The 9,718-nt window shown below is 68.1% G+C and carries 6 protein-coding genes; all 6 read left to right on the forward strand.

Going from position 1 to position 9,718, the window contains the following annotated elements:
- Positions 1-1,159, forward strand: a 1,159-nt coding sequence (locus DW178_RS11355) for a VirB6/TrbL-like conjugal transfer protein, CD1112 family (RefSeq protein WP_158574196.1), incomplete at its 5' end; no start/stop codon positions are given.
- A complete protein-coding gene (locus tag DW178_RS10895; protein ID WP_118351462.1) occupies positions 1,159-1,575 on the forward strand; it encodes a PrgI family protein in 417 nt (138 codons plus the stop codon). The genes DW178_RS11355 and DW178_RS10895, both read left to right, overlap by 1 nt.
- Positions 1,576-1,594: 19 nt before the next feature.
- Entirely contained in the window at positions 1,595-4,792 is a 3,198-nt protein-coding gene (locus DW178_RS10900; RefSeq protein WP_118351464.1) for a VirB4-like conjugal transfer ATPase, CD1110 family, read from the forward strand.
- A gap of 8 nt (positions 4,793-4,800) precedes the next feature.
- The gene (locus tag DW178_RS10905) at positions 4,801-6,588 is read left to right on the forward strand and encodes an endolysin-like domain-containing protein (protein ID WP_118351467.1); all 1,788 of its coding nucleotides are present in this window, start codon (positions 4,801-4,803) and stop codon (positions 6,586-6,588) included.
- Positions 6,589-6,619: 31 nt separating this feature from the next.
- Positions 6,620-7,510, forward strand: coding sequence for a hypothetical protein (locus DW178_RS10910; RefSeq protein ID WP_118351470.1), 891 nt, complete (start codon positions 6,620-6,622; stop codon positions 7,508-7,510).
- An 11-nt stretch (positions 7,511-7,521) separates the two neighbouring features.
- Positions 7,522-9,718, forward strand: a 2,197-nt coding sequence (locus tag DW178_RS10915) for a DNA topoisomerase (RefSeq protein WP_147363866.1), incomplete at its 3' end; no start/stop codon positions are given.

The raw sequence follows: 9,718 nt of genomic DNA on the forward strand, positions 1-9,718 counted from the left end.
CGCGCTCGCGGCCGTGCTGGCGCTCGCGCTCGTCGCGCCGGCCCTGGCCGCGCTGGCCTCGCCCACTCCGGCGCTGGCCGTGGAGACCTCGAAGGAGAACTTCGAGGCGAAATACAAGGACGACTACCACCAGGCGATCAAGGACCGCAAGGAAGACCCCAGCATCACCACGAACACCATGTGGACCGACGACGACCTCATGATGGGCGCCTGCGGGGAGTACCCGGGCTTCGATGCCTTAAACGCAGGTCCCTGGGTCTCCTATTTCGTCTACAGCTCCGCCGAGGGCATCGCGAGCTTCTGCGTCGACTGCGGCGAGGCGATGCTTCAGTGCATCTCGTCGTCGGGACTGCTCAAGCTCGACTTCACCGGCGAGGGTTCCGATTTCGCCAAGATGTACTCGGCGGCCGCGGACGTCTCGGTCAAGGTGATCCAGCCGATATGCGTGGGCTTTCTGGGCCTCGCGTGCGTGTGGGCCCTGCTCGAGTTCTCCAAGGAGGTCTCGACCAACCGCGGCGACCACTTCTCGATGGCCGGCAACTACGTCTGGATCATCGTCAAGTTCTCGCTGGTCATGGTCCTCATCAGCCATACCGTGCAGCTGTGCGGAGGCGTGTACGAGGTCTTCCTGTGGATCGCCAACAAGGTCTCCGACACTCTGGCGGCCGGACAGATCAGCGGCGTCGGCTTCAACTCCTTCATGCTCTCCATGATGGAGATCAGGTACAGCCAGTTCGCATGGTCGGTCGGCTACGCGCTCGTGTCGCTGGTCATCCTCGTCTCGACCGGCCTGTGCCTGATCAAGGTCCTCACGCTCACCATCACCCGCATGTTCGAGATCTACCTGATGACGGCCTTCGCCGGCTTCCCGCTCGTGATGCTCACGACGCGCGAGACAAGGCCGTCGGGCATCGGGTACTTCAAGAAGTTCGCCGGCGTGTGCCTCCAGGCGGCGATCCTCATCACGATCATCGCCTTCGCCGGGATCTGCTTCTCGGCGGCCGGGTCGCTTTTGGCGACCAAGCCGAACCCCGGCATCGACGACGCGGTCTGGACCATCATCTCGCTGCTCGCGTCCATGGCCGGATGCTTCGGCTTCTCGGCGCTGTGCGGGCAATCCAAGCATATAGCGGACACGATCATGGGGGCGATGGGCTGATGGTAGAGATCATCCTGCGCAAGGACATCCAGGACTACGAGGCAAGGCCGCTGTTCGGCTTCACGTACCGCCAGGTCGCAACCGGCGCGGCCATCGCGATCACCGCCGCCGGCATGGGCCTCGGGATCTCGTCTTTCACCGAGATCAACACGATGTGGCTGATGCTGATCATGACCGTCTGCGCCGCAATCGGGCTCGTCGGCCTCGGGCGCATCCACGACCTCAAGTTCGAGCAGTGGTTCGCCATCTGGAAGGCCGACCGCGACTGGCCGACGGTCGCCCTGTTCGCCGCCCCGACGCTCTCGCCCCACGGCGACCGCGCCGCCGCCAAGGCGAAAGGCGGCAAGAAGCCCAAGAAGGAGACCAGAGCGGAGAAGGCGGCGGCGATGGAGTCCGACGCCGAGGCCGAGGCATAGAGATAACGGAGAAATTAACATGATCTGCCCCAACTGCAACTGCGAGCTCGTGGACGGCACCGCGGTGTGCCCATACTGCGGCACGCCCCTGGCGGCCGCCTCGCCGTCCGCCGACGCCACCGCGACCATGCCCGCCATCCAGCACCCGGCCGCCGCGCCCGCACCGGCTTACCGCGCCGAGGACGTCCCTGTGCCCGCGACTGCGCCAGAGGCCCCGCAGCCCGCCGCGCACGACTACGGCGCGCAGGCCGCATACGGACGCGGGGAGGGCGCCGCGACGCCTGCCGCCGCCCAGCGCGACCCCTACGATGACTACTACCGCCAGGCCCCGGCGCCTTCTAGCGCGCCGGCATACCGCGAGCCCGCACCCCAGCCGGCCCGCGACCCCTACGATGACTACCACCGCTCCACCCCGAGCCGCGGCGGGCAGGAACCTGCCGCCCGCGACCCGTATGGGGACTACGCCGTATCCGACGGACGCGGCACCTACGGGGAACATGCCCCGGTCGCCGCAGCCCGCGACCCGTACGAGGACTATTACCGCCAGTCCCCGGCATCCCCGAGCATGCCGGCGTACCGCGAGCCCGCACCCCAGCCGGAGCGCGACCCATACGATGACTGCCCCGCCGCGCCCCGCGCAGAGGATACGGACGGGCACGGGCGCCATGGACGGCGCGAGGAGAGCCGCGACGACGTCCGCGCCGAGGGCCGCGACGCACGCCGCCAGCAGAAGCTCAACGCGAAGGCCGCGAAGGCCCGCAAGCGCCGCGAGCGCGCCGCGGAGAAGGCCGGAAAGAAGAAGGGCATGAAGCGCCTGCTGCCGACTGAGGACTACCCCGGCACGCTCGTGCTGCGCGCCGACAAGTGCACGCAGGACGCGCTCGGCTACGAGCTTCTGTGCGAGGACGGCACCATCAAGCTCCAGCAGGGCGTCTACAGCCGCGTCGTGGAGTTCCAGGACGCCAGCTTCCAGGCGGCGCGCGAGTCCGAGCAGCGCGAGATCTACGAGAACTGGTCGGAACTGCTCAACACGTTCGACAACACCGTGCACCTCCAGGTCAAGATCCTGTGCCGCGTCATCGACCGCGACGCCTTCCGCGAGGACGCCTTCCTGCCGCCCGTCGAGGGCGACTACGCCGGCAACCGCTTCCGCCGCGACATCAACCAGATCATCGAGAGCAAGGTCGCCGAGACCCAGCAGAACGTCGAGAGGCGCCGACTGTTCATCGTGACCGTCGAGGCGCCGACCCGCGAGCAGGCGTCCCCGCAGCTCGCCCGCGCGACCGAGCAGGTCATGCGCTCGCTCAAGAACATGGGGATCTCCTCGGAGGAGGTCCGCGGAAACGAGCTGCTGCGCATCATCGACTCGATCACCAACCCGCACGACCCGCGCGGCTTCGTCTCTTTCGACGACCTGAAGGTCACCGACGAGCACGGCACGAGCGCCATCCAGCTCGGCTACACGACCAAGGACCTCGTCGCGCCCGCCGACCTCACCAAGATCGACGACACCCATATCTCGTGGAACGGATTCGTCGGCCAGGCGCTCTACCTCCAGAAGTGGGCGGGGTCGGTCCGCTCCGACATGGTCTCGAGCCTGGCGGAGCTGCCCATCAACCAGGTGATCACGCTCGACATGACGAGCTGGGAGCAGTCGCGCGCCATCGAGACCATAGAGTCGATGAACACCGACCTGAAGGTGCAGAAGTCCGACTACGTGCTCAAGCACTCCCAGACCATGTACATCACCGACGAGATGCTGCCCACCAACCTCCAGGACGCCATGGAGAACGCCCGCGACCTGCGCGACGACCTCGTGAGCCGCGACCAGAAGATGTGGTCGCTCACCTGCACCACGATGACCTGGGCGGACTCGCTCGAGGACTGCGACGAGAACTCCGGGGCCATCCAGGACGTGTTCCGCCGCTTCACCTGCCGCGCCGTGCCGCTCGTGAAACTCCAGCGACAGGGCTTTGCCGCGATGCTGCCCACGGGCCGCTGCGACATCCCCTACGTGCGAAACCTCACGACCGCCCCGCTCGCGGCGCTCGTGCCGTTCACGTCGGTCGAGCTCATGGAGCGCGGCGGCATGTGGATGGGGCAGAACCAGACGTCCAAGAACTTCATCTTCTACAACCGCCGCGACGCCGTCGCCCCCAACGGCTTCATCCTGGGCAAGCCCGGCCGCGGTAAGTCGGTGACGGCCAAGAACACGATCCTGTGGACGCTGCTCACCGACCCCACCGCCGAGGTCATCGTCCTCGACCCCGAGCGCGAGTACATCAACGTCGCGCGCGAGATGGACGGCGAGGTCGTCCAGATCTCCGGCGACTCGCACACCTACATCAACCCGTTCGACCTCGAGCTCGTGGAGGGCGAACAGCCGCTCGCGATGAAGGTCGACGCCATCATGTCGATGGTCGAGATGATGGCCAAGAACCTCTCGCCGATGCAGAAGACGCTCGTGGACCGCTGCGTCTCGCGCATCTACGACCGTTACTTCGCCACCCATGACCAGCGCGACATCCCCACGCTGATCGACTTCTACAACATGCTCAACCAGCAGCCCGAGCCCGAGGGCCGCATGCTCGCCGTCACCATCGAGCGCTACGTCACCGGCCAGGCCTCGCTGTTCAACCACCCGACCAACGTGAACACGCACAAGCGCTTCGTCGTCTACGACATCCGCGACTGCGCCGACAACATGAAGGGCCTGGCGCTGCTGATCCTGCTCGACCAGACGTGGAACCGCATCGTGCGCAACCGCGAGCGCCACGTCCGCACGTGGGTGTTCATCGACGAGATGCAGCTGCTCTTCGAGAACGACTACGCGATCTCGTACTTCGACCAGCTCTGGACCCGCTCGCGCAAGTACGGCGCGATCCCGACCGGCATCACGCAGAACATCGAGCGCATCATCAACAACGAGAAGAGCCGCCTGATGCTGGCGAACTCCGACTTCCTGGTGCTTCTCGGCCAGTCCGCCTCGGACGCCGCGGCGCTGGGCGAGGTCATCAAGCTCTCCGAGCGCCAGGTCGCGATGATGCGCAACGCCGGCCCCGGCGAGGGCCTGCTGGTCGCGGGCGGCAAGATCATCCCGTTCGAGAACCGCATCCCGACCGACTCGGCCATCTACCGCATGGTCACCACCAAGCTCGACGACCTGATCCAGTACTCCAACGAGGGCGGACGCGTCGATGCCGCCCGCCGCGGGTAGCGTGAGCCATGGCAGACGAGAAGCCCACCGTAACCGACAAGGCGAGCCCGCTCGAGATGGAGAAGGCCAGGCACTCCTCGCTCGAGTACGCCGTGCAGCACGACGGCCCCGCGTACAAGCAGAAGGCCGTCGCGCCCTACAGGGAATCGGCCCTACCCGAGCTCACGCGCGGGGAGGCCGCCAGGTCCGTGTTCAAGGACCGCGTCAGCGAGTCCGTCGGAAACGCGCTCGGAGCGGCCAAAGGTGCCGCCGAGGGGGCGGCCAAGGGCGCGGCCACAGGGGTCGCGAAGGGCGCCCTGCACAGCCCCCGCGCGGCGCTGGAGGTGAGCGCGGCCATCGGCCTTTCCGACGGCAACGCCCAGATCGCCGACGAGGGGGCGCGCGCCGCCGACACCGTCGCCAACGCGGCGATGACCCAGGCGGACCCGCGAAACCTCTACCGCGAGGGAAAGGCCGTCGTCGACAGGCTGCCGGCGGGACGGGCCCGCAGGCGCATGGCGAAATGGGACGCGAAGTCGAAGAAGGCCCTCGCCAAGCAGGACAAGGTGCTCAACCAGCTGGAGCACAGAAGGAAGCGCGCCGACACCATGCGACGCGCCGGCATGTCGGACAAGTCCCTGCTCGGGCGCTGGATCAACCTCAGGCAGAAGCGGCTCGAGAACAAGGCGGGGCGGCTTGGCGCCAAGGCAGGGCGGCTCGCCGGTACGAACACCTCCGGCATCCGCGGCAAGATCATGCAGCTGCGCCGCACCAAGGCGAATGTCACGAACACCGTCTTCGGTTGGCGCGGCCTGGCTGCGGCGGGTGCGGCGGCGGGCGGCACCGCCATCGTCTGCCTGGTCGGGATGTCGCTGCTCAGCGCGGTCATCGGCGGCGCCGCATCGTCGTCTTCCGGCGGCAGCGCCGAGGGCTACCTGGACCAGGCGCAGCGCTACGTCGACGACGACTCCATCGGGTACTCGCAGTCCACGCGCTGCCACAACCCCAACATGGACTGCTCGTCGTTCGTCTACTACTGCCTCGTCGATTCGGGCTACTGCACGACCGAGCAGCTGGGTACGTACCCGTTCACCACCTCCACCATGGCAGAACCTCTGCTCAAGGCGGGCTTCGAGAAGGTCGAGTGGGACGGGAAGATGGACTCCCTGCAACGCGGCGACATCCTCATCAACACCGAGCAGCACACGGAGATCTATGCCGGCGACGGCAAGGACTACGGCGCGCACGAAGATCTCGACGGCGCCGACGGCGACTCGTCGGGAGACGAGGTGTCGCTGGGGTCTTACTGGAACGACGCCTGGGACACGATCCTGCGTCCGACCGGAGGGGCGGGCGTCACCATCCCCGAGCAGTACGGCAACGGCGGGTACTCCGTCACCTTCTACACCCCGCGCGGCTGCTACATCGACGGCCGTGACACCGCGTGGGCGGCAGGGACGTCGCAGGCGGCGGTCCACTCCAAGTGGTCGCTCGCCGGGGCGAAGTACGACGACGATATCGCGACCTACAACGGCCGCTACCTGATCGCCTGCACGACGACGTACGGGCGCGTCGGCGACAAGGTCGACTTCACGCTGTCGGACGGCACCGTGATCAAGTGCGTCATCGCCGACGCGAAGAACCCCAACGACCAGGGATGCAACAAGTGGGGGCACTCGAACGGCCAGAACGTCATCGAGTTCGAGGTTGAGAGGTCGCGCTTCTACAGGAGCGGCAACCCCGGCAGCTCGAGCTGGAAGGCCGAATGGGGCGGCAAGCGCGTCTGCTCGTCCGTCAACAGCGGCAGCATCCTCTAGCCCATCGAATGAATTGAAAGGGAAAACGAACATGAACATGACCGACAGGTTCAACCCGGCCAACGAGAACGACCCCAAGAGGAAGCTGGCCTACGGCCTGATCGCGCTGGCGTGCGTGATCGCGCTGGGCCTCGGCCTCGATGCGGCCTCGTGCTCCCGCGCGGGCGGCGCGGGCGACAAGGGCCGCGAGCAGGACGTCGCCGAGGCGGTCGATGGCGGCAGCGCCGCCGGGGGCGACGAGCAGGACGGGAAGGAGGCGGGCGACGAGAAGAAAGTCGAGGCGTCGCCGGACCCGTCCGAGACCTCCGGCGTTCGGTTCGAGGGCTTCGACAAGCTCTCGGGCATGACCGCGACCAAGCGCGAGAGCTTCTGCGACGCCGTGGCCTCGACCATGCGCGCCAACGGCTACGGGCTCGATGAGATCACGGTCTCGATCAAGAAGAAGCCCCAGGCCACCGATAACGGCACCGTCGTGTTCATGCGCGTGAAGGGCACCGGCGACTGCTACTCTGCGCATTACGCCGACGGCACCTGGACCGTCTTCCCCCTGCTCGAGCGCGTGAACGGCGTGAACGACGACCTCGCGCAGGACCAGATCGACTCGCGCGCCGACGCGGCGGCCGACGCCGACGCCACCGAGCAGAGCGCCGCCGAGCCCAAGAAGAGCTTCGCCATCACCGACACCGAGCAGGCCGCCAAGTATATCGGCGACTCCTGCGCCGGCGCGCTCATGGACGCATGGCGCGCGTTCGCCGCGGAGAAGGAGGGCGGCGCCGATGCCGATTCCGCGCTGTTCTCCCGCGACCACGTGACGCACAACGACGACGGGACGATCACGTTCACCGTCTGGATGCCCTCGAGCCAGAAGGCCTACCGAGGCGTGGCCGACATGGCCGCCGGCTCGGTCTCCTTCTCCGAGTAGGGGGGGGCGGCATGCCTACACTCATCATCGCCGAGAAGCCGTCCGTCGCGCGCGGCATCGCCGACGCCGTCGGCGCCCGCGAGCGCCGCGACGGCTATATCGAGGGCGGCGGCTACCTCATCAGCTGGTGCCGCGGCCACATCATCGACCTCGACTTCCCCCAGAACTACCCGCAGTGGTCCGGCCACTGGTCGATGTCGCAGCTGCCCATGATCCCGGAGCGGTGGAGGTGGAGCGTCACCGCGCCCGAGCAGTACAAGGTCCTGAAAGGGCTGCTCGACCGCGCCGACGTGGAGCTCGTCGTGAACGCCTGCGACGCCGACCGCGAGGGCGAGGGCATCTTCCGGCGCGTCTGGATCCATTCCGGCTGCAAGAAGCCCGTCCGCCGCTTCTGGTCCACCTCGCTCGTGCCCGAGCAGGTGCGGGCGGATCTCGCCTGCGCCAAGCCCCTCTCCGACTACGACGGCCTCGCCGACGCCGCCGAGGGCAGGGCCAAGGCGGACTGGCTCGTGGGCCTCAACGCGTCGCGCGCCCTGTCGTGCCTCTACGACGGCTCGCGCCTGTCCGCCGGCCGCGTCCAGACCCCCACGCTCGCGCTCGTCGTCGAGCGGACCCGCGCGATCCGCGACTTCAAGTCGGTCCCCTTCTTCCAGGTCGAGTGCTCGGTCGGGAGGACGGAACGCGTGCGCCTTGTCGGCGAGAAGCTGAACACCCGCCAGGAGGCCGAGCGACGCGCCCGGGCGGCCGTCGGGTCGCAGTGCGCGATCTCCAAGGTCGAGCGCAGGCAGGAGAGGTGTCGCGCGCCCAAGCTCTACGACCTCACCGGGCTGCAACGCGACGCATCGACGCGCGCGGGCCTCACCGCGGAGGACACGCTGAACGCGCTGCAATCGCTGTACGAGAAGAAGCTGGCGACCTACCCCAGGACCGAGAGCCGCTATATCGGCGAGTCCGACATCCCCGAGACGGCCCGCGTGCTGACGGCCATCGCGGTACCGGAGATCGTCGGCGAGGCCGCGGCGGCCGGGTTCGACGCGGCCCGCTCGGACGTCTCCCGCGTGGCTGACGACTCGAAGGTCCACGGCCATGGCGCGATCCTGCCCACGGCGCTGCTCGGCGCCAAGGAGATGGCGGCGCTCGCGGGCGCCGAGCGCGCCGTGGCCATCCTCATCTGCTGCCGCCTCATGGCCGCCACCATGGACCCCGCAACGAAGCTCAAGGCCAAGGTCGAGGCCGAGATCTGCGGCGACGCCTACACGGCCTCGGGCAGCACCGTCACGGACGCGTCCTGGATCGCCGTGGACGAGGCGTGCCGCACCGCGCTGGCCGACGGCGGCAAGGCCCCCGACGACGAGGACGAAGCGCAGGCCATCCCCGCCGACATCGAGCAGGGCGACTCGTTCACCGTGGGCGAGGGCGACGTGCGCGTGAAGGACGGCAAGACGACCCCGCCGAAGCCCTACACCGACGCTACGCTTCTGTCGGCCATGGAGCACGCCGGGCGGTCCATCGAGGACCGCGAGCTGAAGGCGGCCATCGAGGACGACTCGATGCACTCCGGCGGCCTGGGGACGCCGGCCACCCGCGCCAGCATGATCGAGAAGCTGATCAAGGCTAAGTACGTCCGCCGCCGAGGCAAGACGCTCTCGGCCACCGAGCGCGGCGAGACGCTGATCGACATCGTGTGCGACTCGCTCAAGACCCCCGAGCTCACCGCGAAGTGGGAGCTCTCCCTGTCGCACGTCGAGCGGGGAGAGGGGTCGCTGTCCGACTTCCTCTCCGGCATCGAGGGCTACACCGCCGCGGTCGTGTCCGACCTCGAGGGCGGCTTCGACCCCGCGCAGGCCGCGGCCGTGTCCGGCCGCGAGGAGCTGTGCCGGTGCCCGGCCTGCGGAGCGCCGATCGTGCTGTCGCGCAGCGGAAAGCAGTGGCAGTGCTCGTCTTCGAAGTGGGCCGGCAAGGAGGAGGGCTGGCGGCTGCTCCAGGGCTGCGGCGTGAAGCTCAACATCGTCCAGAACGGCAAGAAGCTCACCAAGTCCCAGGCCAAGTCGATCCTGTCGGGAAAGACGGTCCACCTGACCGGCCTGACGAAGAAGGACGGCAGCGGCACGTTCGACACCGACGCGAAGCTCGGCGAGGCGCCCTACACCGGGTTCGTCGAGTTCTGCCGGGGCGAGAGGCCGGGCGGCGGCACCGGCGCCGCGGGCC

The organism is Eggerthella sp. AM16-19, assembly GCF_003474385.1.
GTDB lineage: Bacteria > Actinomycetota > Coriobacteriia > Coriobacteriales > Eggerthellaceae > Senegalimassilia.